This is a genomic window from Actinoplanes hulinensis (assembly GCF_019429605.1).
Lineage (GTDB): Bacteria > Actinomycetota > Actinomycetes > Mycobacteriales > Micromonosporaceae > Actinoplanes > Actinoplanes campanulatus.
Window position 1 is genome coordinate 311,763 of the sequence record NZ_JAHXZI010000004.1, and the last position, 25,682, is coordinate 337,444.

Annotated in this window: 21 protein-coding genes and 1 tRNA gene; 5 read left to right on the plus strand and 17 right to left on the minus strand. The window is 69.9% G+C overall.

Features of this window, described 5'->3' with window-relative positions; all coding sequences use genetic code 11:
- Window positions 1-33 precede the first annotated feature (33 nt).
- The 7 genes from KZ829_RS09855 to KZ829_RS09885 all read right to left on the minus strand — a co-directional run bounded on the left by KZ829_RS09855 (window position 34) and on the right by KZ829_RS09885 (window position 6,926).
- Window positions 34-744: an ABC transporter ATP-binding protein gene (locus KZ829_RS09855; RefSeq protein WP_183217521.1), complete on the minus strand. Its 711-nt coding sequence runs from the start codon at window positions 742-744 to the stop codon at window positions 34-36.
- A complete protein-coding gene (locus tag KZ829_RS09860) occupies window positions 734-1,627 on the minus strand; it encodes an ABC transporter ATP-binding protein (protein ID WP_220143526.1) in 894 nt (297 codons plus the stop codon). Before KZ829_RS09860 ends, KZ829_RS09855 begins: the two co-directional genes overlap by 11 nt.
- The gene (locus tag KZ829_RS09865; RefSeq protein WP_220143527.1) at window positions 1,620-2,765 is read right to left on the minus strand and encodes a branched-chain amino acid ABC transporter permease; all 1,146 of its coding nucleotides are present in this window, start codon (window positions 2,763-2,765) and stop codon (window positions 1,620-1,622) included. The genes KZ829_RS09860 and KZ829_RS09865 overlap by 8 nt, the downstream gene beginning before the upstream one ends.
- Window positions 2,762-3,703: a branched-chain amino acid ABC transporter permease gene (locus tag KZ829_RS09870; protein ID WP_220143528.1), complete on the minus strand. Its 942-nt coding sequence runs from the start codon at window positions 3,701-3,703 to the stop codon at window positions 2,762-2,764. Before KZ829_RS09870 ends, KZ829_RS09865 begins: the two co-directional genes overlap by 4 nt.
- Window positions 3,704-3,764: 61 nt before the next feature.
- A complete protein-coding gene (locus KZ829_RS09875) occupies window positions 3,765-4,922 on the minus strand; it encodes a branched-chain amino acid ABC transporter substrate-binding protein (RefSeq protein ID WP_220143529.1) in 1,158 nt (385 codons plus the stop codon).
- Between the two features lie 244 nt (window positions 4,923-5,166).
- Window positions 5,167-6,306 carry a hypothetical protein gene (locus KZ829_RS09880; RefSeq protein ID WP_220143530.1) on the minus strand — a complete coding sequence of 380 codons (1,140 nt, stop codon included), beginning with the start codon at window positions 6,304-6,306 and terminating at the stop codon, window positions 5,167-5,169.
- A 5-nt stretch (window positions 6,307-6,311) separates the two neighbouring features.
- Window positions 6,312-6,926 (minus strand): ANTAR domain-containing response regulator, encoded by a 615-nt coding sequence (locus KZ829_RS09885; protein ID WP_220143531.1) that lies wholly within the window; start codon window positions 6,924-6,926, stop codon window positions 6,312-6,314.
- A gap of 131 nt (window positions 6,927-7,057) precedes the next feature.
- On the opposite strand from KZ829_RS09885, the gene KZ829_RS09890 reads away from it, so the two are divergent.
- The 3 genes from KZ829_RS09890 to KZ829_RS09900 all read left to right on the plus strand — a co-directional run bounded on the left by KZ829_RS09890 (window position 7,058) and on the right by KZ829_RS09900 (window position 8,870).
- Window positions 7,058-7,133, plus strand: a tRNA-Leu gene (locus tag KZ829_RS09890).
- Between the two features lie 425 nt (window positions 7,134-7,558).
- Complete coding sequence (locus tag KZ829_RS42830; protein ID WP_246635328.1) at window positions 7,559-7,912, plus strand: hypothetical protein; 354 nt, start codon at window positions 7,559-7,561, stop codon at window positions 7,910-7,912.
- 115 nt (window positions 7,913-8,027) lie between these two features.
- Window positions 8,028-8,870 (plus strand): HdeD family acid-resistance protein, encoded by an 843-nt coding sequence (locus tag KZ829_RS09900; RefSeq protein ID WP_220143532.1) that lies wholly within the window; start codon window positions 8,028-8,030, stop codon window positions 8,868-8,870.
- 43 nt (window positions 8,871-8,913) lie between these two features.
- On the opposite strand, the gene KZ829_RS09905 is transcribed toward KZ829_RS09900, so the two are convergent.
- The 4 genes from KZ829_RS09905 to gltB all read right to left on the minus strand — a co-directional run bounded on the left by KZ829_RS09905 (window position 8,914) and on the right by gltB (window position 17,741).
- Window positions 8,914-9,783, minus strand: a complete 870-nt coding sequence (locus KZ829_RS09905) for an acyl-CoA thioesterase (RefSeq protein ID WP_220143533.1) — start codon at window positions 9,781-9,783, stop codon at window positions 8,914-8,916.
- Window positions 9,784-9,785: 2 nt separating this feature from the next.
- Complete coding sequence (pyk, locus tag KZ829_RS09910; protein ID WP_220143534.1) at window positions 9,786-11,222, minus strand: pyruvate kinase; 1,437 nt, start codon at window positions 11,220-11,222, stop codon at window positions 9,786-9,788.
- A 458-nt stretch (window positions 11,223-11,680) separates the two neighbouring features.
- The gene (locus tag KZ829_RS09915; protein ID WP_220143535.1) at window positions 11,681-13,165 is read right to left on the minus strand and encodes a glutamate synthase subunit beta; all 1,485 of its coding nucleotides are present in this window, start codon (window positions 13,163-13,165) and stop codon (window positions 11,681-11,683) included.
- On the minus strand, window positions 13,158-17,741 hold the full coding sequence (gltB, locus tag KZ829_RS09920; RefSeq protein ID WP_220143536.1) for a glutamate synthase large subunit: 4,584 nt from the start codon (window positions 17,739-17,741) through the stop codon (window positions 13,158-13,160). Before gltB ends, KZ829_RS09915 begins: the two co-directional genes overlap by 8 nt.
- Before the next feature lie 163 nt (window positions 17,742-17,904).
- Here gltB and KZ829_RS09925 point away from each other — a divergent pair, with 163 nt between their 5' ends.
- Window positions 17,905-18,777, plus strand: a complete 873-nt coding sequence (locus KZ829_RS09925) for a GNAT family N-acetyltransferase (protein WP_220143537.1) — start codon at window positions 17,905-17,907, stop codon at window positions 18,775-18,777.
- A 382-nt stretch (window positions 18,778-19,159) separates the two neighbouring features.
- Here the strand turns inward: KZ829_RS09925 and KZ829_RS09930 are convergent, their stop codons facing one another.
- From KZ829_RS09930 to trpC, 5 genes are all read right to left on the minus strand, one after another.
- The gene (locus KZ829_RS09930; protein ID WP_220143538.1) at window positions 19,160-20,347 is read right to left on the minus strand and encodes an FAD-dependent oxidoreductase; all 1,188 of its coding nucleotides are present in this window, start codon (window positions 20,345-20,347) and stop codon (window positions 19,160-19,162) included.
- 5 nt (window positions 20,348-20,352) lie between these two features.
- Complete coding sequence (gene lgt, locus KZ829_RS09935) at window positions 20,353-21,423, minus strand: prolipoprotein diacylglyceryl transferase (RefSeq protein ID WP_220143539.1); 1,071 nt, start codon at window positions 21,421-21,423, stop codon at window positions 20,353-20,355.
- Between the two features lie 77 nt (window positions 21,424-21,500).
- Window positions 21,501-22,298: a tryptophan synthase subunit alpha gene (gene trpA / locus KZ829_RS09940; RefSeq protein WP_220143540.1), complete on the minus strand. Its 798-nt coding sequence runs from the start codon at window positions 22,296-22,298 to the stop codon at window positions 21,501-21,503.
- A complete protein-coding gene (trpB, locus tag KZ829_RS09945) occupies window positions 22,295-23,536 on the minus strand; it encodes a tryptophan synthase subunit beta (protein ID WP_220143541.1) in 1,242 nt (413 codons plus the stop codon). Before trpB ends, trpA begins: the two co-directional genes overlap by 4 nt.
- Before the next feature lie 73 nt (window positions 23,537-23,609).
- Complete coding sequence (trpC, locus tag KZ829_RS09950) at window positions 23,610-24,413, minus strand: indole-3-glycerol phosphate synthase TrpC (RefSeq protein WP_183218337.1); 804 nt, start codon at window positions 24,411-24,413, stop codon at window positions 23,610-23,612.
- Between the two features lie 388 nt (window positions 24,414-24,801).
- On the opposite strand from trpC, the gene KZ829_RS09955 reads away from it, so the two are divergent.
- A complete protein-coding gene (locus KZ829_RS09955) occupies window positions 24,802-25,068 on the plus strand; it encodes a hypothetical protein (protein WP_183217489.1) in 267 nt (88 codons plus the stop codon).
- An 8-nt stretch (window positions 25,069-25,076) separates the two neighbouring features.
- Here the strand turns inward: KZ829_RS09955 and KZ829_RS09960 are convergent, their stop codons facing one another.
- Window positions 25,077-25,619 (minus strand): Trp biosynthesis-associated membrane protein, encoded by a 543-nt coding sequence (locus tag KZ829_RS09960; protein ID WP_220143542.1) that lies wholly within the window; start codon window positions 25,617-25,619, stop codon window positions 25,077-25,079.
- Window positions 25,620-25,682 lie beyond the last annotated feature (63 nt).

Sequence of the window (25,682 nt, forward strand, 5' to 3'; positions counted from 1 at the left end):
CGGTGAGGGTGACCGCCCCGCGGCTCGGCTGTGTCAGGCGACGCCGAGGTACGCCTCCTTGACCGCCGGGTCGTGCAGGAGGTCCTGGCCGGTGCCCTCCTTGACGATCCGGCCGGTCTCCAGCACGTACCCGCGGTGGGCACGGGCCAGCGCCTGCTGCGCGTTCTGCTCCACCAGCAGCACCGTGGTGCCCTGCTGGTTGATCTCCACGATGATGTCGAAGATCTGCTGGATGATCATCGGGGCGAGGCCCATCGACGGCTCGTCCAGCAGCAGCAGCTTCGGCCGGGCCATCAGCGCCCGCCCGACCGCGAGCATCTGCTGCTCACCGCCGGACATCGTGCCGCTGATCTGCTTCTGCCGCTCCTCCAGGCGGGGGAACAGCTCGAACACCCGCTTCAGGTCGGCGGCGACACCGGCCCGGTCCTTGCGGGTGTAGGCGCCCATGTCCAGGTTCTCCAGCACCGTCATGCCGGGGAACACGCCACGGCCCTCGGGCGACTGGCAGATGCCGAGCGGCACCCGCAGGTCGGCACGCATCGTGGTGATGTCCTTGCCGGCGAACCGGATCTTGCCGGACGCCAGCGGGTTCAGCCCCGAGATGGCCCGCATCGTGGTCGTCTTGCCGGCGCCGTTGGCGCCGATCAGGGCCACGATCTCGCCCTCCTCGACGTGGATGCTCAGGCCGTGCAGCGCCTCGATCCGCCCGTACCGCAGAGTGATGTCATCGAGCTCAAGAAGCATCTGCGGTCTCCCCCAGGTACGCGGCGATCACCTTCGGGTTCTCCCGGACCTCGGCCGGCGTGCCCTCGGCGATCTTCTTGCCGAACTCCAGCACCACGATCCGGTCGGTCACACCCATCACCAGGCGCATGTCGTGCTCGATCAGCAGCACCGTGTAGCCCAGATCCCGGATCCGCCTGATCAGGTTCATCAGGTCTTCCTTCTCCGCCGGGTTGAAGCCGGCGGCCGGCTCGTCCAGGCAGAGCAGCTTCGGCTCCGTGGCCAGAGCCCGGGCGATCTCCAGGCGCCGCTGGTCACCGTACGGCAGGTTCCGCGCCAGGTCGTTGGCCCGGCCGGTGATCCCGACGAACTTCAGCAGGTCCAGCGCCTTGCGCTCGCCGGCCCGCTCCTCCAGCGTGTGCCGCGAGATGCCGAAGATCTTCGCCGACGTACGGCGGATCTCCTGCCACGCCCGCACGATGCCGTTGGAGGAGGTGACCTGAGGCAGCTCCTCCTCCTTCGGGCGCACCCGGTACAGCCGGAACAGCGCACCCGGAACACTGGTGAGGTGCTGCGAGTCGGCGCCCACCATGACGTTCTCGAGCGCCGTCATCTCCGGGAACAGCCGGATGTTCTGGAACGTCCGGGCGATGCCCATCCGGTTGATCGCGTGGGGTCGCCGGCCGGTGATCGTCTGGCCGTCGAACGCGACCTTGCCCTCGGTCGGCTTGTAGACGCCCGTCATCACGTTGAAGCAGGTCGTCTTGCCGGCGCCGTTCGGGCCGATCAGGCCGAGGATCTCACCCTTGTTGATGCTGAAGCTCACGTCGTTGAGCGCCACCACACCGCCGAATCGCAGCGTCACGTGGTCGACGTCGAGCAGCACCTCGGTGTTCTCAGACACCTACGGCCACCTCCTCCTGACGGTCCTTCAACTCGCGCGCCCGCCGCCGGCTCGGGATCAGACCCTGCGGCCGCAGCAGCATCACGATCACCAGCGCCAGGCCGAAGACCAGGAACCGCCACTCCGAGAACTCCCGGAACCGCTCCGGCAGGTACGCCAGCAGCACGGCGCCCAGCGCCACACCTGCCATGTTGCCCGAACCACCGACCACGACCATCGCCACGAACAGAATCGACAGCTGCGCGTTGAACTGGTTCGGCTCGATGAACCCGTTCCGGCTGGCGTACAGCAGCCCCGACAGGGCGCCCAGGGCGGCGCCGATGGCGAACGCCCACAGCTTGAACTTGAACGGGTACACACCCATCACGGCGGCCGCGTCCTCGTCCTCGCGGACGGCCAGCCACGCCCGGCCCACCCGGCTGTTCTCCAGCCGCCGCACCAGGAACACGATCAGCAGCACGGTGGTCAGCGCCAGCCAGTACCACGGCTTCGCGTCGATCAGACCGAAGATGTTGTTGTCCGCCGACGGCTTGCCCTGCGGACCGGGGATCGCGGCCACACCGGCCGGCCCACCGGACCACTCGACGTTACGGACCACGATCCGGATGATCTCGCCGAAGCCCAGCGTCACGATCGCCAGATAGTCACCGCGCAGCCGCAGCGTCGGACCGCCCAGCAGCACACCCGAGATCATCGCCAGGCACAGCGCGATCGGGATGCAGACCGCCCAGGCGACCGCCCACTCCTCGGAGAGGCCGAACTGGGCCTGCAACGACTTCACGATCGGCGACTGCGTCGACCCGAACAAGGCCACGCTGTACGCGCCGACCGCGAAGAAGCCGACATACCCCAGGTCGAGCAGGCCGGCCAGACCGATCACCACGTTCAGACCGATCGCGATCAGTACGTACACCGCACAGGTGAACAGCACACCCGCCCAGTTGTTGCCGTTCGCGATGTAGTCGGTCCGCAGCCACGTCAGACCCGGGATGCCCAGGTAGGGCAGGTAGTACAGGAAGATCACGAACGCGACGAACGCCAGCGACCGCTGCCACTTCGGCAGAGCCGCCCACCGGTCGCCGAACTTCGCCCGCGCGCCACCGATGCCGTACTTGTTGGACTTCGTTTCGGTCGTCATGCGCGGGCCCTCCCCAACGACTCGCCGAGCAGGCCGGTCGGACGGAACAGCAGCACCACCACGAGCACCGTGAACGCCGCCACGTCCTCCCAGTTCGACTGGGTCAGCGTGGCCGCGTACACCTCGACGACACCCAGCAGCAGACCACCGAGCAGTGCGCCGCGCAGGTTACCGATACCACCGAGAACCGCCGCCGTGAACGCCTTCAGACCCAGCAGGAAGCCCACGTTGAACCGGGTGTTGCCGTACCGGACGTTGTAGAGCAGCGCGGCGGCCCCCGCCAGAAGACCACCGAGCAGGAAGATCAGCAGGATCACCCGGTCCTTGTTGACGCCCATCAGCGCCGCCGTGTCCGGGTTCTGCGCCACCGCACGCACGCCACGCCCGTACCGGGTGCGGTTGATGAACACGTCCAGGAGAATCATCATCACCAGCGCCGACACGATCGTCAGCAACTGCGTGTTCGTGATCTCGGTGTTCCCGATCGTGAACAGGACCTCCCGCTCCACGATCGTCGGCATGCCCTTGATCAGCCGGCCCTGCCACAGGCCGAACGCCTCGGACAGCACCAGCGACAGGCCGATCGCCGTGATCAGGAAGATCAGCGGCGGCGCGTTCATCCGCCGCAACCGCCGATAGGCGATCAACTCCACGCCCACCGCGGTGGCGCCCGACGCGACCGCACCGGCCACCAGGCCGGCAAGCAGGAACAAGATCATCATTCCGACACTCGGGTTGCTTGTGGCCCCGAGCGCGGTCCAGGTTCCCAGGACCGCGAAAGTACCCACCATGAAGACTTCCGAGTGGGCGAAGTTGATCAGCTTCAAGACGCCGTAGACCAGGGTGTAGCCCAGCGCGACAAGAGCGTAGATAGCGCCCTTGGACAAGCCGTCCACCGTGTGCTGGCCCAGGTGCCCGAAGAGTTCATCGAAGTTCACATAAACCCCTTTGCACCAGACGCGGCCGGAGGCAAAGCCTCCGGCCGCATCAGAGCTGGACTCAGCTGAGCTTGATCTCCGACAGCGGCTCGATCGCGCCGCCGGCCTTGATCTCGTACGACCAGATGACGACCTTGGACTTGTCCACGTCGCCGGTCTCGTCGAACTTCAGGTACTTCGAAACGCCCTGCTTGTCGTACGCGTCCACCCACGCGAGCAGGTCGGCACGGGTCTTCTTGCCCGCCGAGTAGCCCTCGAGCAGGATCTTCGCGCCGTCGTAGCCCTCAGCACCGTACGAACCCGGAGCCTGGCCGTACTCCTTCTGGAAGTCGGCCGAGAAGGTGCCACCCGCCTCAGCGGCCGGCAGACACGGGCAGGTCACGATCGCGCCGACGGCGGCCTCACCGGCACCCGCCGGGAAACCGGGGTCGTACAGACCGTCGAAGCCCAGGAACTTCGCCGTCACGCCGGCCGCACGGGCCTGCTTGAGCAGCGGAGCCGCCTCATTGGTGTAACCGCCGTACGCGATCAGGTCCGCGCCCGACGACTTGATCTTCGAAATGGTCGCGTCGAAGTTCTGCTGGTCCGTCTGCACCTTGTCGGAGTTGACGGCCAGAGCACCCAGACCGGCCTTCACCTCGCCGATGATGCCCACACCGTAGGTCTGGCCATCGTCGATCAGGAAGACCTTCTGCGACTTCAGAGTGTTCTTGATGTAGGTGACCGCGGCGGCCGCCTGGGTCGAGTCGTTGCCCACCACCCGGTGGAACGACTTGTTCCCCGTCTTGGTCAGCTCCGCGGCGGTCGCCGACGGGCTCACCATCACGAGACCGGCGGCCTCGTAGATCGGCATGGTCGCCTTCGACTCACCGGAGAAGTGACCACCGATCACCGAGGTGAACGACTGGTCCTGCGCCACCTGGTTCGCGATCGGCGTCGCCTGGTCGGCGTTGCCCTGCGTGTCGAACTCCTGCAGGGTCACCTGGCAGTCGGGGTTGGCCGCGTTGTGCTGCTTCACGGCCATCTTCGCGCCGTTCAGCGACGGCAGCACCAGGCCCGCGTTCGGACCGGTGAATGCACCGAAGATTGCAATCTTGCCGCAGGACGACCCGGACGCGTCAGTCGTTCCGGTTCCGCCGGAGTCCTGACAACCTGCCGCGGCCAGCATCGCGGTGGCGAGGCCGACCGCACCCAGGGCCCGTACATAGTTACGCCTCAAGGCTTATGACCTTTCATCCCGGTGCAGGGAAGCGTCACCGAGCCGAGCCGACAACGCGCTTTCGCGTCACCGCCCCCGACACCCGAAACCGCTGGACCCTGCGCACTGCTCGTGATGGCGCAGCGTAGCGGGCTGAGAATTCCTTAAGAAGACGTAGCGGCCCTGCATGCCAAACCGTTACAGAGAGCTGCTCAAAAGTCCGACCGATCAGGGCCGGTACCGGCCATCTCAACCACGAACACCGTTACGCTCCGATGTCCGCAGTGTAAACACGGCCAGTAACGCCGTCATCAGCCACCAACACCAAACGGCCACCACCCGCCGTAACCGACAAAGCCACCTCCGGCCGCGCACCCACCACCACCGGCGGCTCCACCCGGCCCCACGAGACACCACCGTCGGACGACACCCACAGGGCGTACCCCACCCCGTCACCCGCCGAGACGACCAATCGGGAACCCGCCACCACCACCGAGTGAACCCCCGACCAGGCACTCGCCCGCCACGAACCGAACGAACCCACCGGCCGCCACCGGCCCGGCTCCAGCCGCCACACCCCGAACACCGAACCCCGGAACCCCACCGCCAGCGGCACGCCATCGACCAGCACCACTCTATGCAACTCCTCGTATTCCGAAGAATCACCCTCAGCGATCAGGCGCTCCCACGACACCCCATCCACCGACCGCCAACCACACACATCCCGATCGATCCGGCCCGCCGGCAGACAACCACCCACCACCAACCAGCCCGAACCCGCCGCCAACCCGTCGAACGCCCACGTCTCCCCCGAGGAGTCCGACGCCAACCCGGCGACACGCTCACGCAACTCGAACCGCGACGCGTCACCCGACCACCACACCGCCGCGCCCGACATCCGATTCCCCGAAATCAGGAACCCACCGTCACCCGCGTCCAACCGCGACACATTCATCGCCTGCGGACCGCCGTACAACTCGAACGGCGCCGGCAACTCCCGCAAAACCCCGTCCGCCGCCCGCAACCACGACGCCGTACGCGGATTCGCATGCGCGCCCCCACGCTTCCAGCCCACCGCCGCCAGACGGCCCTCCCGGCACGCCCCCATCACCAGCACACTGCGCTCGCCGTAATAACTCCGCGGCGCCACCGGAACCACCGACCACGACCGGCCGTCGACACTCGACCACACCGCCGGACGCGTCTCCCCCGCCGCATCCCGCACCGCACCCACCACGAACCAGCCGTCCCCGCACCACACCGCCTCCCGCACCACCGGCACATCCCCGGAAGACGGAAGAGCCGCCTCCTGCCAGCCGAACGGCACAGGAGACGGCTCCGGAACACCACCCGCGGAACAGCCCACCAGTAGAAGCGACACCACCCCCGCCAGCAGCCTGCCCACACGTCTCATCTCGGCGGATCAGCCTCCGCCTGCTGCTCGGCCAGAATCCGGTCAGCAACCTCACGCATCGTCATCCGATGATCCATCGCCGTCCGCTGAATCCACTTGAACGCCTGCGGCTCGGTCATCGCGTACTTCGTCATCAGCTCGCCCTTGGCCCGCTCCACCGACTTCCGCGTCTCCAGACGCTCCGTCAGCCCCGCGACCTCCGACTCCAGCACCGAGATCTCCGAATACCGCGACAACGCGATCTCGATCGCCGGCACCAGATCCGACTTCTGGAACGGCTTCACCAGGTACGCCATCGCACCCGCCGCCCGCGCCCGCTCCACCAGATCACGCTGACTGAACGCCGTCAGAATCACCACCGGCGCGATCCGCCCACCGGCGATCCGCTCCGCCGCCGCCAGACCGTCCATGATCGGCATCTTGATGTCGAGGATCACCAGATCCGGCTTCAGGTCCTCGGCCAGGCGCACGGCCGTCTCACCGTCGCCCGCCTCACCGACCACGTCATAGCCCTCCTCGACGAGCATCTCGGCGAGGTCCAGACGGATGAGGGCCTCGTCCTCGGCGATGAGCACCCGCTTGCGCTCGGCACCAGCCTGCGTGTCGGCCACGGAAACCCCTACCCCCAGAACGTCGATGTCGCGACACCCGGGTATCTGGGTGTCGCCGCCCTAAGCCTAGTGGGTAGGCTGTCGAGTGCTCGGGTTGGCGTGACCAAACTTGCGCCCGCCCGATGATGCTCGTCCGCGTAGCCCAACGGCAGAGGCCATGCTCTCAAACAGCATCAAGTGTGGGTTCGAATCCCACCGCGGACACCAGAAGAACCGAGCCCTCCGCAAAGAAGGCACGGAATGCATTCTCCTCGTCTGCGAATCACCGCACTCGAGATGCATCCCGCCGGAATCCCGTTTTCGGAGATATATCGAAAACTGGAACTGTCCCGCAATACGGTTGCTTCCTGGCTCTACAGCAAACGCGAGCGAAAATTAGGGATCGATCGCCGTTGCTGGCGATGTGACGTTCCGCCGCGAAGACCCGGCGACGTCGCGTCGTATTGCCACCTCCTGGGCCAGTACCTGGGAGACGGTCACCTCCTGACGACACAGCGCGTCCCGCTGCTGACGGTCACGTGTGACAGCCGATACCTCGGACTGATTCATGAAGTGACCCACGCCATGACGGTTTGCGGTGTACGCACCGTCGGCTATCAGGAGAAGCCGGGGCGCATCAGCGTTCGCGCACATTGGATGCACTGGCCCTGCCTTCTCCCGCGACACGTCCGGGAGTCGAACACCAGCGGGAGATCGCCCTCACCGATTGGCAGCGGGAATTCGTCGGCGAACATCCGGGTCGCCTCGTCCGCGGGCTTTTCCATTCCGATGGCAGCCGGTTCATCAACCGCGTAATCACCCGGGGAAGGCCGTACAGCTACCCGCGTTACAACTTCGTTAATGAATCCGGGGACATCATGCGGATCCGCCAGGAGGCGCTCGACCGGCTCGGGATCGACTGGCGGATGGCACGGCGCGACACTCTCTCGGTGGCCCGGCGAGGCGCTGTGGCCCGGCTGGACGAGTTCGTCGGGCCCAAGTGGTGACGTCGCTTACGGCGTACCATCAGATGGTTTTGATCTTGGTCTGAATCTCGCGAACGCCGGGTCGTGGCATGCCCCGGATGCTGTCATGGCAGAGACAGCTTCAGCGGGAGGCCTCATGTTGTCGTCCGGTTCTTCGCCTTTGACCGTCAAGCGCGGGAACACGTGGCGTTTGCTGATGGTCGCGGGCGCGGTGTGGTTGGCGATCGGCTGGACGATGTTGCGGCTGGAGCCGGCGAACGTGGCGGCGGTGGCGGGTCCGGTGGTGCTGTTCGGTGCGCTGTGTGAGGCGGTCCGGGCGCTGGCGGGGACGCGGACGTGGTGGTTGAACGCGGGTCTGGCGGCGGTGTTCACGGTGACGGCCGGCTTGTTGCTGACGCTTCCGTTCTGGTCGTTCGCGACGGCGTCGGCGCTGGTGGGCTGGTATCTGATGGTTCGCGGCGTGACGGATGTCGCGGTGGGGGTCATGGCCCGGGGTACTGATCGGGTGTGGAGCCTGCTGGTGTTGGTGGGTGTGCTGGAGACGGGGCTGGGGTTCTTCGCGGCGAGTCCGTTCTCGCGGACGGCGCGTCTGGTGATGGTGGTGCTGGGTGCGCTGGGTGTGTTGCGTGCGGTGGCGGAGCTGGTGACGGCGTTGCGGTTGCGCGAGGTGGCCGGGCCGCGGCGGGATGTGCTGAGGTTTCCGGCTGAGAGTTCCGCCGGGTTGCGGGGTTATGCGGCGGGTGTGTCGGATGTGGAGGATGCTCCGCGGTGGCGGGCGCGGCATCGGGCGCGGCCGAGTGCTTCGACGGTGGCGGCGGGGGTGGCCGGTGGGCGGTCGGGTGAGGGTTTCCCGGATCGTGCGGTGCGGACGACCGCTGATCTTGATGCGTTCCTGACGGAGGCCGGGGTCACGGGCTCGCGGGCCGGTGCGGTGCCGGATGCGCCGGAGGGTGTGGAGGCGGCGCCGGAGGCGCGGTAGGGCTTGGCCTCGCCGGGGTGGACCGGTCGCGAGACAGCCGGCTTCATCCGCCGATGCGGCGGAGGAGGCCTTCCTGGACGGCGCTGGCGATGTGCTGTCCGTCGCGGGTGAACATGCGGCCGTTGGCGAGGCCGCGTGCGCCGCTGGCGTTGGGGCTGGTGCTGTCGTAGAGGAACCATTCGTCGGCGCGGAAGGGCCGGTGGAACCAGAGGGCGTGGTCGAGGCTGGCGCCGATGACGCCACCGGGGCCCCAGACCTCGCCGTGGGTGGACAGCACGGCGTCGAGCAGGCTCATGTCGCTGGCGTAGGTGAGGGCGCAGGCGTGGATGAGCGGGTCGTCGGGGAGTTTGCCGTCGAGGCGCATCCAGACGCGTTGCTGGGGTTGGATGCCGCGGTCGCCGGGTGGGACCCAGCCGGGGACGCCGACGTAGCGGACGTCGACGGAGCGTGGTGAGTTCTTGAACATGGCCATCCGCTCGGGGTATTTCTCGGCCCAGTGCAGGATGGTGGGGACGTCTTCGGGTGGGGGGACGTCGTCGGGTGCCGGGGTGTGGTGGTCGAGGCCTTCTTCGGGGATCTGGAAGGAGGCGGACATGAAGAAGATGGTTTTGCCGTGTTGCTTGGCGGTCGAGCGGCGGACGGAGAAGCTGCGGCCGTCCCGGATGTTCTCGACGTGGAAGGTGATGGGTTCGGTGGGGTCGCCGGCGCGGACGAAGTAGCCGTGGAGGCTGTGCACGTGCCGGGTGGGGTCGACGGTGCGGCCGGCGGCGACCAGCGCCTGTCCGGCGACTTGGCCGCCGAACACGCGCTGGGCTCCGGTTTGCGGGCTTTCGCCCTGGAAGGTGGCCGCGTCGACCCGCTTGAGGTCGAGGAGCTCGAGGAGCTGGTCGACGGCGGCCTGTCCCTGGAGCAAGGTCACACCTTGGCGGCGTCGACGAGCGAGCCGATCTGGTGGACACGGAGGGTGTTGGTGGAGCCGGGTGCGTTGGGCGGGGAGCCGGCCACGACGACGACGTAGTCGCCGGGCTTGGCCAGGCCCATGCTGAGCATCTTGGCGTCGACCTGCCGGAACATGTCGTCGGTGTGCTCGACGAAGTCGGTGAGGAAGGTTTCGACGCCCCAGCTGAGCGCGAGGGTGTTGCGAACCTCGGAGACCGGCGTGAAGGCGTAGAGCGGCAGGTCGCAGTGCAGGCGGGCGAGGCGCTTGACGGTGTCGCCGGTCTGGGAGAAGGCGACGAGGGCCTTGGCGCCGATGTTGCGGGCGATCTGGCTGGCGGCGACGGTGAGGGCGCCGCCGTGGGTGCGCGGGTCGTGCTGGAGGCGGGGGACGCCCATGCCGCCGGCTTCGGTGGTGGTGACGATCTTCGCCATGGTGCTGACGGTGAGGACCGGGTACTTGCCGACCGAGGTCTCGCCGGAGAGCATCACGGCGTCGGTGCCGTCGAGGACGGCGTTGGCGACGTCGGAGGCCTCGGCCCGGGTGGGCCGCGAGTTCTCGATCATGGAGTCGAGCATCTGGGTGGCGACGATGACCGGCTTGGCGTTCTCGCGGCAGAGCTGGACGGCGCGCTTCTGGACCAGGGGGACCTGGTCGAGGGGGAGCTCGACGCCGAGGTCGCCGCGGGCGACCATGACGCCGTCGAAGGCGAGGACGATGGCTTCGAGGTGGTCGACGGCCTCGGGCTTCTCGACCTTGGCGATGACGGGGACGCGGCGGCCCTCCTCGTCCATGATCTTGTGGACGAGGTCGATGTCCTCGGGCGCGCGGACGAAGGAGAGTGCGATGAGGTCGACGCCGAGGCCGAGGGCGAAGCGGAGGTCCTCTTCGTCCTTGTCGCTGAGGGCGGGGACGCTGACGGCGACGTTGGGGAGGCTGACGCCCTTGTTGTTGCTGACCGGGCCGCCCTCGGTGACGAGGCAGTGGATGTCCTCGCCGTCGACGCCGGTGACCTCGATGGCGACCTTGCCGTCGTCGATGAGGAGGCGGTCGCCGACCTTGACCTCGTGCGGGAGCTTCTTGTAGGTGCAGCTGACGCGCTCTTTGGTGCCGAGGATCTCGTCGCTGGTGATGACGACGCGGTCGCCGGTCTCCCAGCGGTGCGGGCCGTCGGCGAACTTGCCGAGGCGGATCTTGGGGCCCTGGAGGTCGGCGAGGATGGCGACCGGGCGATCGGCCTGCTCGGCGGCGGCGCGGACCAGCTCGTACATCTCCCGGTGGTTCTCCCGGGTGTCGTGGCTGAAGTTCATCCGGGCCACGTTCATGCCCGCTTCCACCAGGCCGAGCATGCGCTCGGGTGACTTGGTGGCGGGGCCCATCGTGCAGACGATCTTTGCGCGGCGTGTCACGGCCATCAGGCTAATCCTTCTTTCGGGGCGGCCCGGCGGCCGACCCGCGTCATCGGCATGAACTGCGGGTGTCGACGGCGAGGTCAACCCGCTGTGAGCGGGTGCGCTGCGTCGTCCGCGGGCTTCAGCGACCGCCGGTTCAGCCTAGCGGTCGGCTTCGGGTGGTCGTCGGCACATGCCACAACCCCTTTGGAGGGTACGCCGCGCGCGTACCGTGGGCTGGGAAGACGACCTTGACGGCAGTCATGCACGTCGATGCGAACCGGGGTTTCGGCGCCGGTTCGGGGCACCCCGGCAGCTGAAAATTATCCTCAGATCGACGTGCGCCATTGCCTCGGCGGCCGGGCGGGCATTAACGGCCGTTTGGCGGCGACCGCCGGGCGTGGCATTAACGGGCGTTTTGGCCGAGGGCGGCGAAAAGGCCCGCCACCGGTGTGGGTGACGGGCCTTTCGACGGTTCGTGATCAGACGGACAACGGCTGCGAATCGGAGCGGACCGGGGCGGGCAGCTCCCCGGCGGCGCCGAGATAGGAGTGGATGGCCGCGGCGGCGGCGCGTCCCTCGGCGATCGCCCAGACGATGAGCGAGGCGCCCTTGTGCATGTCGCCGGCGACGAAGACGCCCTCGGCGGTGGTCTGCCAGCCCTGGTCGGCGTCGAGGACGTTGCGCCGGTTGCGGCTGATGCCGAACTGGCTGAGCAGCGGCTGGTCCTCGGTGCCCTCGAAGCCGATGGCGAGCAGGACGAGGTCGGCGCGCAGTTCGCGTTCGCTGCCGGGGGCGACGACGACGGTGCGGACGCCGTCGACGCGCTGGACGCTGACGTCGGCGATGCGCACGGCGACGAGGTTGCCGTCCCCGTCGCCGACGAACTCCTGCACGGCGACGCCGAAGACCCGGTCGCCGCCCTCCTCGTGGGCGGCGTAGTTGCGCAGGATCAGCGGCCAGGTGGGCCACGGGTCCTTGACGCCGGCACGCAGGTCGGGCGGCAGAGGGTACTGGTCGAGCTGGGTGATCGACGCGGCGCCCTGGCGGTGGGCGACGCCGAGGCAGTCCGCGCCGGTGTCGCCGCCGCCGATGATGATGACGTGCTTGCCGTGCGCGTCGATCGGCGTGGAGTCCTGGAGCCCGGCGACGATCCGGTTGGCCGGGACGAGGTGTTCCATGGCCAGGTGGACGCCGTTGAGCCGGCGGCCGGGGGTCTCCGGGGTGTCGCGGCCGGCCAGGGCGCCGGCGGCGAGGAGCACGGCGTCGTATCGTTCGCGCAGGTCGTCGGCGGTGATGTCGGTGCCGACGTCGACGCCGGGCTGGAACTCGACGCCCTCGGCGGACATCTGGGCGAGCCGCGCGTCGATGACGTGCTTCTCGATCTTGAAGTCCGGGATGCCGTAGCGGAGCAGGCCGCCGATGCGGTCGTCGCGCTCGTAGACGGTGACCGCGTGGCCGGCCCGGGCCAGCTGCTGGGCGGCGGCCAGTCCGGCCGGGCCGGAGCCGACGACCGCGACCGACTTGCCCGATGCCACCGGCGCCGGCTGCGGCTTGACGAAGCCGAGGTCGAACGCGTGGTTGGCGATCTCCACCTCGACCTGCTTGATGGTCACCGGCCCGCCACTGGCACTGCCGCCGATTCCCAATACACAGGCCGCCTCGCACGGCGCGGGGCAGAGCCGCCCGGTGAACTCGGGGAAGTTGTTGGTGGCGTGCAGCGAGTCGGCCGCGGCCTCCCACTGCTGGGTACGGACGAGGTCGTTCCAGTCCGGGATGCGGTTGCCCAGCGGGCAGCCGTCGTGGCAGAACGGGATGCCGCAGTCCATGCAGCGGGTGGCCTGGTCGCGGATCAGTTCCTCGCCCGCGGGCGGGTAGACCTCTTTGTAGTCCAGGATCCGCACCGGCACCGGGCGGCGCTTCGGGAGCTGCCGCTGGTAGCGGAGGAAACCGTTAGGGTCAGGCACTGGTAACCCCCATGACCGCCTCGTCAACGTTGCGACCGGCGGCTTCGGCGGTCTTGATCAGTTCCATGACGCGCTTGTAGTCGCGCGGGACCACGGCGGTGAACCGCTCGACGGCGTTCGCCCAGTCCTTGAGCAGGCGGCCGGCGACGGCCGAGTCGGTCTCGGCGTGGTGCTTCTCGACGAGCGAGCGCAGCAGGTCGCGTTCGTCGTCGGTGAGCGGTGCGAGGTCGACGAGCTCCGGGTTGACCTGGTTCTGGTCGAGGTCGAGCAGGAACGCCTTGCCGCCGCTCATGCCGGCCGCGAAGTTGCGCCCGGTGGGGCCGAGCACCACCACGATGCCGCCGGTCATGTACTCGCAGCCGTGGTCGCCGACACCCTCGACGACCGCGTGGCCGCCGGAGTTGCGGACCGCGAACCGTTCGCCGACGCGGCCGCGCAGGAACAGTTCGCCGCTGGTGGCGCCGTACAGCAGGGTGTTGCCGGCGATGGTGTTCTCCTCCGCCGTGAACGGCGCCTCCTCGGCGGGGCGCACGACGACGCGGCCGCCGGAGAGGCCCTTGGCGACGTAGTCGTTGCTGTCGCCGATGAGCCGCAGGGTGACGCCGCGCGGCAGGAAGGCGCCGAACGAGTTGCCGCCGGTGCCGCGCAGGGTGAAGGAGATGGTGTCGTCGGGCAGGCCGTTGCCGCCGAAGCGGCGGCTGACCTCGCCGCCCAGCATCGCGCCGACGCTGCGCTGGTCGTTGCGGGTGGTCAGTTCGGCGTGGACCGGCAGGCCGTCGGTAAGGGCCGGCTGGGCCAGGGCGATGAGCTGGTTGTCCAGCGCCTTGTCGAGGCCGTGGTCCTGGGCGACGACGCCGCGGCGGGCGGCGCCCTCGGGCAGCTCCGGCACGTACAGGACCGGGGCCAGGTCGAGGCCCTTGGCCTTCCAGTGGTCGACGGCCTGGACCACGTTGAGGACCTCGGCGTGGCCGATGGCCTCGTCGATGCTGCGGAAGCCCAGCTCGGCCAGGATCTCGCGGACCTCTTCGGCGAGGAACATGAAGAAGTTCTCGACGAACTCCGGCTTGCCGGTGTAGCGCTCGCGCAGCACCGGGTTCTGGGTGGCGATGCCGACCGGGCAGGTGTCCAGGTGGCAGACGCGCATCATGATGCAGCCGGAGACGATCAGCGGAGCGGTCGCGAAACCGAACTCCTCGGCGCCGAGCAGCGCGGCGACGACCACGTCGCGGCCGGTCTTGAGCTGGCCGTCGACCTGCACGGTGACGCGGTCGCGGAGCTTGTTGAGCAGCAGCGTCTGCTGTGCCTCGGCCAGGCCCAGCTCCCACGGAGTGCCGGCGTGCTTGAGCGAGTTCAGCGGGGACGCGCCGGTGCCGCCGTCGTGGCCGGAGATCAGGATGACGTCGGCCTTGAGCTTGGCCACACCGGCGGCGACCGTGCCGACGCCGATCTCGCTGACCAGCTTGACGTGCACCCGCGACATCGGGTTGACCATCTTGAGGTCGTGGACCAGCTGGGCCAGGTCCTCGATGGAGTAGATGTCGTGGTGCGGCGGCGGCGAGATGAGGCCGACGCCCGGGGTGGCGTGCCGGGTCTTGGCGATCCACGGCCACACCTTGTTGCCGGGCAGCTGGCCGCCCTCGCCGGGCTTCGCGCCCTGCGCCATCTTGATCTGGAGGTCGTCGGCGTTGACCAGGTATTCGCTCGTCACACCGAACCGGCCGGAGGCGATCTGCTTGATCGCGGAACGGCGCTCCGGGTCGTAGAGGCGCTCGACGTCCTCGCCGCCCTCACCGGTGTTCGACTTGGCGCCGAGCCGGTTCATGGCGATGGCCAGGGTCTCGTGCGACTCGGCGGAGATGGAGCCGTAGCTCATCGCGCCGGTGGAGAACCGCTTGACGATCTCGCTGGCCGGCTCGACCTCGTCGATCGGGACCGCGGTGCGGTCGGAGTCGAAGCGGAACAGGCCACGCAGGTGACCGGCCTCGGCCGACAGCTCGTTGACCTTGTCGGTGTAGCGCTTGAAGACGTCGTACTGCTTGCTGCGGGTGGCGTGCTGGAGCAGGAAGACGGTCTCCGGGTTGAACAGGTGCAGTTCGCCCTCGCGGCGCCACTGGTACTCGCCGCCGACCTCGAGGCGGCGGTGCGCCCGCTCGGCCCGGTTCGCCGGGTAACCCTTCTCGTGGCGGGCCTTGACCTCCTGGTGGATGCCGTCGAGGCCGACGCCGCCGATCCGGCCGGAGGTGCCGGAGAAGTAGCGCTGGAGCAGCTTGTTGTCCAGGCCGACGGCCTCGAACACCTGGGCGCCGCAGTACGACGACACGGTCGAGATGCCCATCTTGGACATGATCTTCAGGACGCCCTTGCCGAGCGCCTTGACGTAGTTGCGGACCGCCTTGCGCGGGTCGACGCCGACCAGGCCGCCGGTGGCGATCAGGTCGTCGACGCTCTCGAACGCCAGGTACGGGTTGACCGCGGCGGCGCCGTAGCCGATCAGCACGGCGGCGTGGTGCACCTCGCGGCAGTCGCCGGACTCGACGACCAGCGCCACCTGGGTACGCGTCTGCTCGCGCACCAGGTGCTGGTGGACCGCGGCGGTGAGCAGCAGCGACGGGATCGGCGCCAGGTCGGCGTTGGAGTCGCGGTCGGACAGCACGAGGATGCGCACACCGTCCTCGATGGCCTCCGACACGTGCCGGCAGATCTGGGTGAGCCGGGCCTTGATGCCGGCCGCCCCGTCGCGCAGCGGGTACAGCCCGGAGACCCGGACCGCCTTGAAGCCGGGCAGGTCGCCGTCCTCGTCGATGGACAGGATCTTGGCGAGCTCGTCGTTGTCGATCACCGGGTACGGCAGGACGATCTGCCGGCAGCTGGCCGGGCCCGGGTCCAGCAGGTTCGCCTCGGGGCCGATGGTCGTCGACAGGCTGGTCACCAGCTCCTCGCGGATGGCGTCCAGCGGCGGGTTCGTCACCTGGGCGAACAGCTGGTGGAAGTAGTCGAACAGCAGCCGCGGCCGGGTGGAGAGCGGCGAGATCGGGGTGTCGGTGCCCATCGAGCCCAGCGGCTCGGCGCCGGACCGCGCCATCGGCGCCACCAGGATCTTGAGCTCCTCCTCGGTGTAGCCGAACACCTGCTGGCGGCGGAGGACCGAGTCGTGGGTGTAGATGACGTGCTCGCGGGCGGGCAGGTCCTCCAGCTCGATCAGGCCGGCGTGCAGCCAGTCCGCGTACGGCTCGGCGGCGGCCAGCTCGGCCTTGATCTCGGCGTCGTGGACGATGCGGCCGGCCGCGGTGTCGACCAGGAACATCTTGCCCGGCTGGAGGCGGCCCTTGGCGACGACCTGCTCCGGCTCGAAGTCGATGACACCGGCCTCGGAGCCGAGTACGACCAGCCCGTCGGCGGTGTGCCACCAGCGGCCCGGGCGCAGGCCGTTGCGGTCCAGGACGGCGCCGATGACGGTGCCGTCGGTGAACGCCACGGCGGCCGGGCCGTCCCACGGCTCCATGAGGCTCGCGTGGAACCGGTAGAAGGCGCGGCGGGCCGGATCCATGTCCGGGTCGTTCTCCCACGCCTCGGGGATCATCATGAGCACCGAGTGCGGCAGGCTGCGGCCGGCCAGGTGCAGCAGCTCGAGGACCTCGTCGAAGCTGGCCGAGTCGGACGCCTCGGGCGAGTTGATCGGGAAGAGCCGCTTGATGTTGCCCGGGATCCGCTTCGACGACAGCAGCGCCTCGCGGGCCGCCATCCAGTTCTTGTTGCCGCGGATCGTGTTGATCTCACCGTTGTGGGCGATCAGCCGGTACGGGTGCGCCAGCGGCCACGACGGGAACGTGTTGGTGGAGAACCGGGAGTGCACCAGCGCGATCGCGCTGTCCACCCGGTCGTCGGACAGCTCCGGGAAGAACGCCGGCAGCTGCTCCGGGGTGAGCATGCCCTTGTAGGTGATGGTCCGCGAGGACAGCGACGGGAAGTACGCCGGGACGCCGCGCTGGGAGGTCTCCCGCTCGGCCTGCTTGCGGACGCAGAACGCCACCCGGTCCAGCTCCAGCCCGGACAGCTGCTCGCCGGCGGGGCCGGCGGGCGCGTCGACGAGCCGGTGCGCGGCCAGGAACACCTGGCGGATCGTGGGGCGGGCGTCCTCGGCGGTGGCGCCCAGGTCGGACGCGTCGACCGGCACGTCACGCCAGCCGAGCACCTCGCCGCCCTCGACGAGCACGTACTTCTCGAAGACCTTGATCGCACGGACCGCATCGTCGGGGTCCGTGGGCAGGAAGACGAGACCGGTCGCGTACTGACCGGCGGGCGGCAGCTCGAAGCCGACGGTCGCGCGGTAGTAGGCGTCCGGAACCTGGATCATGATGCCGGCGCCGTCACCGGTGTTCTGCTCGGCGCCGCGGGCGCCCCGGTGATCGAGCCGGATCAGCGCGGACAGACCCTTGGCCACCACATCGTGGGAGCGACGGCCGTGAATGTCGGCAACAAATGCGACACCACAGGCGTCTCGCTCCGACTGAGGGTCATAAAGCCCCTGGGGGTGCGGATATGCCACCGGGCCTCCTGTCGTCACTGGTGTTTCCATCTGAGGTCGGGACGACGTCGGCCCTGCAAAGTCTCTTGAGTCTACGTTAAGAGCCTCTGATCTCCGCCAGATGCGGATTGATCACACCTCGTACCGATCCTGCGCACCGATCGGCGGACGAACTGAATAGCACAGCAGGCGCATCGACCGGTAGTCTCGCGCGATGGCGCCAGTGGATTCCGACCTCTTCGACCGACTCGAGCGGTTCTACGACGCTTTGCCCCGCCCCTGGGCGCGGGTCGAGGAGTTCGGCACGCTGGTTCTCTTCGTCCGCGACGGTGAGGGCTGGCCCTACTATGCCCGCCCGGTCCGGGGTTCGCACACCCCTTCCGCGGCTGACCTCACCGCGGTCCGGCGCCGCCAGCGTGAGCTGGGGTTGCCGGAGACCTTCGAATGGGTTCACGAGACCACGCCCGACCTGCTCGCGGTGGCCCGCTCGGCCGGGCTGGACGTGCTGCTCGCGCCGCTGCTGGTGCTCGATCCGGCGGCCCTGGTGCCGGACCTGCCGCTGCGCGGCGCCACCACCCGGCTGCTCGATCCCGCCGCGCCCACGTTCGCCGCCGACCTGGGCGCCTCCCGGGCGGTGGCCCGCCTCGGCTTCGCCGCCCCGGCCTACCAGGCGCCCCTGGAGTCGGCGGAGAACGTGCTGCTCATCGGGGGTGCCGGCCCGGCCGAGCGGGACGCCGCGCCGCCGCCCACCGCGGAGGCGGTGCGGCACGCCCGGGAGCTGGCCGCCACCGGCGATTTTGTGACGGTGGTGGCCGAGACGCCGGAGGAGGGCATCGTGGCGACCGCGACCAGCCAGCGCCGCGGGGACGTCGCCGAGATCGTCGGGGTGGCGACCCTGCCGTCGGCGCGGCGCCGGGGCTACGCCTCCCAGCTCACGGCCACACTCGCCGGGCGGCTGGTGGCCGGCGGGACGCACCTGGTGTTCCTCTCCGCGGGCGACGACGACGTGGCGCGGCTCTACACCCGGGTCGGTTTCCGGCGGGTGGGCACGGCCTGCGTCGCCGAACCGGCCGCCGCGCCTCTCTGACGGTCAGCGCGAATCCCTCACACTTCCCAACATCTGGTACGCAGTAAGTGGCTATCTCAGGATCAGCCCTTACCGGATGGAGGCTCCCGGCCGCTCCGGGCCCAGGGAAACGACTGTTTCCAACAGGTCACAGGAAATGTGAGATCTTCCATCCTCCCGCGTCCTGCAATCTGAGCGTGCGACCCGGCCGGCTCTCGGAGCTGTCTCGAGCGCTGACAACCAGCCCGAACCACCGCTTCGCCCCGGCGGGCGCGTTACGGCCGGGACCCGGCAAAGGCTCGCGGTGCGCCACGGAACGGACGGGAATGCGTTTGTTAACGCTCACACGCGTACCGGAATAGGGGTTGGAAAAGAATGGGACGCGAGAAGGGAGAGAAATCCCTCAGTCCGGTGGGGTCCAGTCGGCGACCGGATCCAGATGACGGCCCAGCATTCGCGGGCGCATGTGATTGAGCGCGGCGTCGCGGGCGCGCAGCGCGAGCCGGCCGCGGGCCTGAACCACCGCGGACATCCGCCGGTTCTGCCGGACCACCGTGGTGGTGCGCGGGCGGCGCACCCGGCTGTACGTCTCGACGGCCGCGACGAGTTCCTCGCCCGGCCCGGCCGAGGCGGTCAGCGAGCGCAACGTCGCCACGTCCTCGAACGCCAGGCACGCGCCCTGACCCAGATGGTGCGGCATGGCGTGGGCGGCGTCACCGATCAGCACCACCCCACCGGAACCCGCGGCGAAACCGTAGGCGCGCGGCAGCGGCCGCAGCTCCCGGACGCCCTGCGGAACCAGATCCTCCGGCCGGGTCGCGTCCAGCAGCGCGCCGACCGGCTCGTGCCAGCCGGCGAACCAGCGGCGCAACAGGGCCAGCTGGGTGGCCGGCGACTCGGGGCGCGCCGCGCCGGCGGCCGTCGCCACCCAGTAGACACCGCCCCGGCCGGCGGCCCGGTCGCCGAGCGGGATCGCCACGAACCGGTAGCCGGCGCCGAGCGTCTCCCCGCCGAGGCTGCGGTCACCCTCCAGCCGCGGCACCCGGAACCCGGGGATGACCGCCTGCCAGGCGGCGAACCCGGAACCGACGGCCACCGCCTCGGGCGCCACCGCGGCACGGACCCGGCTGTCGATGCCGTCCGCGCCGACCAGCAGGTCCGCCTCGATCATGGTGCGGCCGTCGCCGACCACGGGCCGCTGCCGTGGGCCCACCCGGACCGTGGTCGCCTCGAAACCGGTGCGGATCTCGGCGTCCCCGAGACCCGCGACCAGCGCGTCGAACAGATCCTCCAGGTGCACGGCCGCCGGGGCCGGGCCCGCGCCGGGCCGGGTCCGGGGCGCGACCAGCCACTGCCCGTCCGGGCGGCGCACGCCACCGTCCGGCAGCGGCGACGCGATCGCCGTCCAGCCGCCGTCCGGATCCAGCGCCTCCAGGGCCCGCAGGCCGGTGGGCCAGAGCACCACCGCGGCCGGCGGCGCGGCCACCCGCTCCGCGCGTTCCAGCACGGTCACCCGCCAGCCGGACCTCGACAGCGCGCCCGCGGCGGCCAGGCCGGCCATCCCGGCGCCCACCACCACGGCCGTACGCATTCCGGTCAGCTTTCGTCGGAAGAAGGGGTGTCGCTGACCGTCGCCGGCACCGTGACGTTCTTCTCCGCGGGCGGCAGGATGCCGGTGCTCTGGTACTCGTCGAACCGCTCCCGGCTGACCACCTGGTAGGCGATCGGCATCTTGCGGGCGGCATCCTTCTCGTCACCGGTCACGTCGACCTGCGAGACGTCGCTCTCCGGCGCGCCGGACGGCTCGGGGGCGGTCTCCGGGGCGTCGATCGGCACCACGTACTCGCGGGGGCCCTTCACCACGAGGAAGTAGATCAGCGCGCCCACGAAGACGACGATCGAGACGAACACGTTGAGACGGATGCCGAAGAAGGTGTTCGCCTCGTCGACGCGCAGCATCTCGATCCACAGGCGGCCGGCGGTGTAGGCCATCACGTACAGCGCGAAGGCCCGGCCACGGCCGAACTTGAACTTCCGGTCCAGCAGCCAGACCAGGGCGGCGACACCGAGGTTCCAGATCACCTCGTACGCGAACGTCGGGTGGTAGAGGTCCGGCTTGGTCACCGCCTCGCCGTCGATCACCGTGGCGTGGCCCGGGTTCGCCGAGTCCATCTCGTGCACCTCGAGGCCCCACGGCAGGGTGGTGACCTTCCCGTACAGCTCGTTGTTGAACCAGTTGCCGAACCGGCCGATCGCCTGCGCCACCGGCAGCGCGGGCGCGAGGGCGTCGGCGAAGACACTCAGCGGCAGGCCGATCTGGCGCGACGCGATCCAGGCGCCCACCGCGCCACCGGCGACCGCGCCCCAGATGCCGAGGCCGCCCTCCCAGATGTAGAGGGCCCGGACCGGGTCACCGCCGGCGCCGAAATACTCCTGCGGGGAGGTGATCAGGTGGTAGATCCGGGCGCCGATGATGCCGAACGGCACCGCCCAGACCACCATGTCCAGCGAGGTCCACGGCGCCACCCCCCGGTGGCGCAGCCGCTGCTCCATCAGCAGGGTCGCGACGACCATGCCGGCGATGATGCAGAGCGCGTACGCCCGGATCGGGAACCCGAGGAGGTGCCACACCGACTCGGTGGGACTGGGGATGGCGGCGATGTTCACGGGTGCACACGCTACCGCTGGAGAACCGATATGTGATGCCCAGGGCACCGGCTATTTCTCGCCGGTGCCCTTCTCGCTCAGCGGTCCCGGACGCCTTCGGCCAGTTCGGCGCTCAGGGCACGCAGATCGCGCAGACCGGTGGCCCGGTCGGGCGCCTCCAGCACGGACCGGATCAGGGCGCTGCCCACGATCACGCCGTCGGAGAAGGCGGCCACCTCGGCGGCCTGCCTGCCGTTGCCGACGCCCAGGCCGACACCGACCGGCATCTCCGGGTCGATCGACCGGATCCGGGCGACCAGCTCGGGGGCCTGCGACGACACCGCCTTGCGGGCGCCGGTGACGCCCATCAGCGCGGTGGCGTAGACGAAGCCCCGGCAGTTCTCCAGGGTCATCGCGATCCGCTCGTCGGTCGACGACGGCGCCACCAGGAACGTCCGGTCGATCCGGTGGGCGTCGGACGCGGCGATCCACTCGGCCGCCTCGTCCGGGATCAGGTCCGGCGTGATCATCCCGGTGGCCCCGGCCGCGGCCAGGTCCCGGGCGAACGCGTCGACACCGTACTTCTCGATCGGGTTCCAGTAGGTCATCAGCACGACCGTGGCGCCCGCGGACGCCACCGCCTCGATGATCTTCAGGGTGTCCCGGGTGCGGACGCCGTTGGCGAGCGCGATGTCGCTGGCCTTCTGGATGACCGGGCCGTCCATCACCGGGTCCGAGTACGGCAGCTCGACCTCGATCACGTCGCAGCCGGCCTCGTGCATCGCGATCATCTGCTCGATGCTGTGCTCGACCGTCGGGAACCCGGCCGGCATGCAGCCGACCAGCACCGACCGGTTCTCCGCCTTCGCCTTCGCGAACGTCTGCGCGATACTCACGTGTTCTCCCCCGGTACGACCGTCTCCACCTGGTCCAGCAGGCCGAAGTAGGCGCCGGCGGTGTGCACGTCCTTGTCGCCGCGACCGGACAGGTTCACCACGATCGTCGGGGTCCGGCCGAGCTCCTCGCGCAGCCGCGGGGCGATCTTCGCGGCGCCGGCCAGGGCGTGCGAGCTCTCGATCGCCGGGATGATCCCCTCGGTACGGCAGAGCAGCTGGAACGCGGCCATCGCCTCGGCGTCGGTGACCGGCTCGTAGACCGCCCGGCCGGTGTCGTGCAGCCAGGCGTGCTCCGGGCCGACACCCGGGTAGTCCAGGCCCGCCGAGATCGAGTGCGACTCGATGGTCTGGCCGTCGTCGTCCTGGAGCAGGTAGGTGCGGTTGCCGTGCAGCACGCCGACCGACCCGCCGGTGATCGACGCCGCGTGCCGGCCGGTCTCCATCCCGTCGCCGCCGGCCTCGAAGCCGTACAGCCGGACGCTCTCGTCGGGCACGAAGGCGTGGAAGATGCCGATCGCGTTCGATCCGCCGCCCACGCACGCGGCCACCCCGTCCGGCAGCCGGCCGAGCTGCTCCAGGCACTGGGCCCGCGCCTCGACGCCGATGCCGCCCACGAAGTCACGCACCAGCTCCGGGAACGGGTGCGGCCCGGCCGCCGTCCCGAGCAGATAGTGGGTGGTATCGACGGTGGAGACCCAGTCGCGCAGCGCCTCGTTGAGCGCGTCCTTCAGGGTGCGCGAGCCGTTGGTCACCGGGATCACGGTGGCGCCGAGCATCCGCATCCGGGCCACGTTCAGCGCCTGCCGCTGGGTGTCGGTCTCGCCCATGTAGACGACGCACTCCAGATCCAGCAGGGCGGCCGCGGTCGCGCTGGCCACGCCGTGCTGGCCGGCGCCGGTCTCGGCGATCACCCGGGGCTTGCCCATCCGCTTGGCGAGCAGCGCCTGGCCCAGCACGTTGCGCACCTTGTGCGCGCCGGTGTGGTTCAGGTCCTCCCGCTTCAGCAGGATCTCCGCGCCCAGCGCCTCGGACAGCCGGGTCGCCCGGTACAGCAGCGACGGGACGGCCGCGTAGTTGAGCAGCAGGTCCTGGAAGCGGGCCTGGAACTCCGGGTCCCGCTTCGCCGACCGGTACGCCGCGTCCAGCTCGTCCAGCGCCTTGATCAGCGCCTCGGGCACGAACCGTCCGCCGAACCGGCCGAAGTGCCCGGCCAGGTCCGGCAGACTCGGCGCGGTCATGACGCGACGGAGCGCAGCGGAGACGCGTTATGACCGCGCGCGCTCTGGTTCATGGTCTTCTCCAATGATTCAGTCATCGAACGGGCCTCGGGGTCGCCGGGTGGTTGCCGGCGTTGACCAGCTCGGCCACCGCGTCGCGCGGCGACTTCTGGGTCACCAGGCCCTCACCGACCAGCACCGCGTCGGCGCCGGCCGACGCGTACCGGATCAGGTCGTGCGGGCCTCGCACACCGGACTCGGCGATCTTCACGACGTTCTGCGGCAGGCCGGGCGCGATGCGCTCGAACACCGACCGGTCCACCTGAAGGGTGCGCAGGTCCCGGGCGTTGACGCCGATGACCTTCGCGTTCGCCTCCAGAGCCCGATCCGCCTCCTCCTCGTTGTGCACCTCGACGAGGGCCGTCATGCCCAGCGACTCGATGCGCTCGAGGAGGCCGACCAGAACGTTCTGCTCCAGTGCGGCGACGATCAGCAGGACCAGGTCGGCACCGTGCGCGCGGGCCTCGTGCACCTGGTAGCTGGAGACCACGAAGTCCTTGCGCAGGACCGGGATCCGCACCGCGGCACGGACCGCGGCGAGGTCGTCGAGCGAGCCGCCGAACCAGCGGCCCTCGGTGAGGACGCTGATGCAGCGGGCACCGCCGGCCGCGTACTCCCCGGCCAGCTCGGCCGGGTCCGGGATGTCGGCGAGTGCGCCCTTGGACGGCGACGCCCGCTTCACCTCGGCGATCACCGCCACCCCCGGCTTGCGCAACGCCGCGTACGCGTCGATCGCGGGCGGCGCCGCCGCCGCGAGCTCACGCACCTTCTCCAGGGGCATCGCCGCCTGCCGCGCCGCTACGTCCTCGCGGACGCCGGCGAGGATCTCCTCGAGCACGTTCTGCGAAGCCGCTCCGCGCGCGGGTCCGCCACTGCCCGCTTCCGCCTGATCGGATGTCACCTAATGACTCCCCTCTCCGGGTGTCTTCGGCCTGATGCTAGGAGGTGACAGGGGGTGACGGCCTCCTGGGGGTATGGCGCGCCTCACGGAATGGACTCCGGCATAATGCCAGGCTGCCCCGCGCCGATGTCTCATCCCTCACATGGTGACGCCGCTCGCGCCCCGCTGTACTGGGGAACCTCCTCCATTCGGCCGATGCCACTCCACGTTGACACGGGTGTCACCGTGCGGAAATAGGACTCGGCCATCATGTGACTCGGGCAGACTTGTCCCGGCGCCGTCAGGACGCCGTCAGCCAGCCGGACGATTGATGCGGAGTCGACCCATGGCCACCGACATGCTGAACCAGCCGATGAATTTCGCCGCCGTCTCACGGGTCCTGGTGTCCGTCGCGGCCGAGGTCGCCACCGGGGTGCAGCGCGCCGTCGTCGGATCGGACAACGTGCGGACCGCGCGCGACAACGCGTGGGACGCCATCCAGGCCGACCGGGCCCGGGCCGCGGCCCGCGCGGAGACCGCCCGCGCGGTCGCCGCCATGATCGCCACCCGTCCGGCGTCCCGGCCCCGCCGCGCCCGCTCGCTGGCCGTCTGACCTGACTCTTACGGGTGATCCGGGCCCCGCGCGGTCGGATCATCCCCCCGATCGAGGGCGTCCCACAGTTCCCGGGTTCCGTCCATCGGCTCCGCGGCGGTGGGTGCGGCGCGCTCGTACCGGGCGGACATGGCCGGCCAGAGATGGCCGTGCCGCGCCGCCAGCAGGCCGCCCACCCCGACGGCCGCGCCGCCCAGCACGCACAGCACCGGCCAGATCGAGCCGGCCGTCCCGGCCGCGCCGGGGTCGAGCGTGACCCGGGCCAGCACGGCGCCCGCCACGATTCCCGCCGCCGCCCCGATCAGCAGCACACCGAGCAGCCGCCGGGCCACACCGCGGGTGGCCAGCAGCGCGCCCGTCCCGGCGAGCGCCACCACGGCCAGGCCGATCAGCCAGGGCTCCACGTCGGCGCCGGTCTGCTCGGTCCGCAGATCGGACAGGCCCGGCCGCCGCTCCACCTGGACCGCCCACACCCGGGTGGCCGCGTAGAGCGCGAGACCGGCCCCGGCCAGGCAGGACACGACCGCGGCCAACGGACCCCTACGGCTCATCGCGGCGCCTCCGCTGCGCTCCGGCGCCGCGACGAGAGCTGCACTGAGCTGACCGATTCGCTC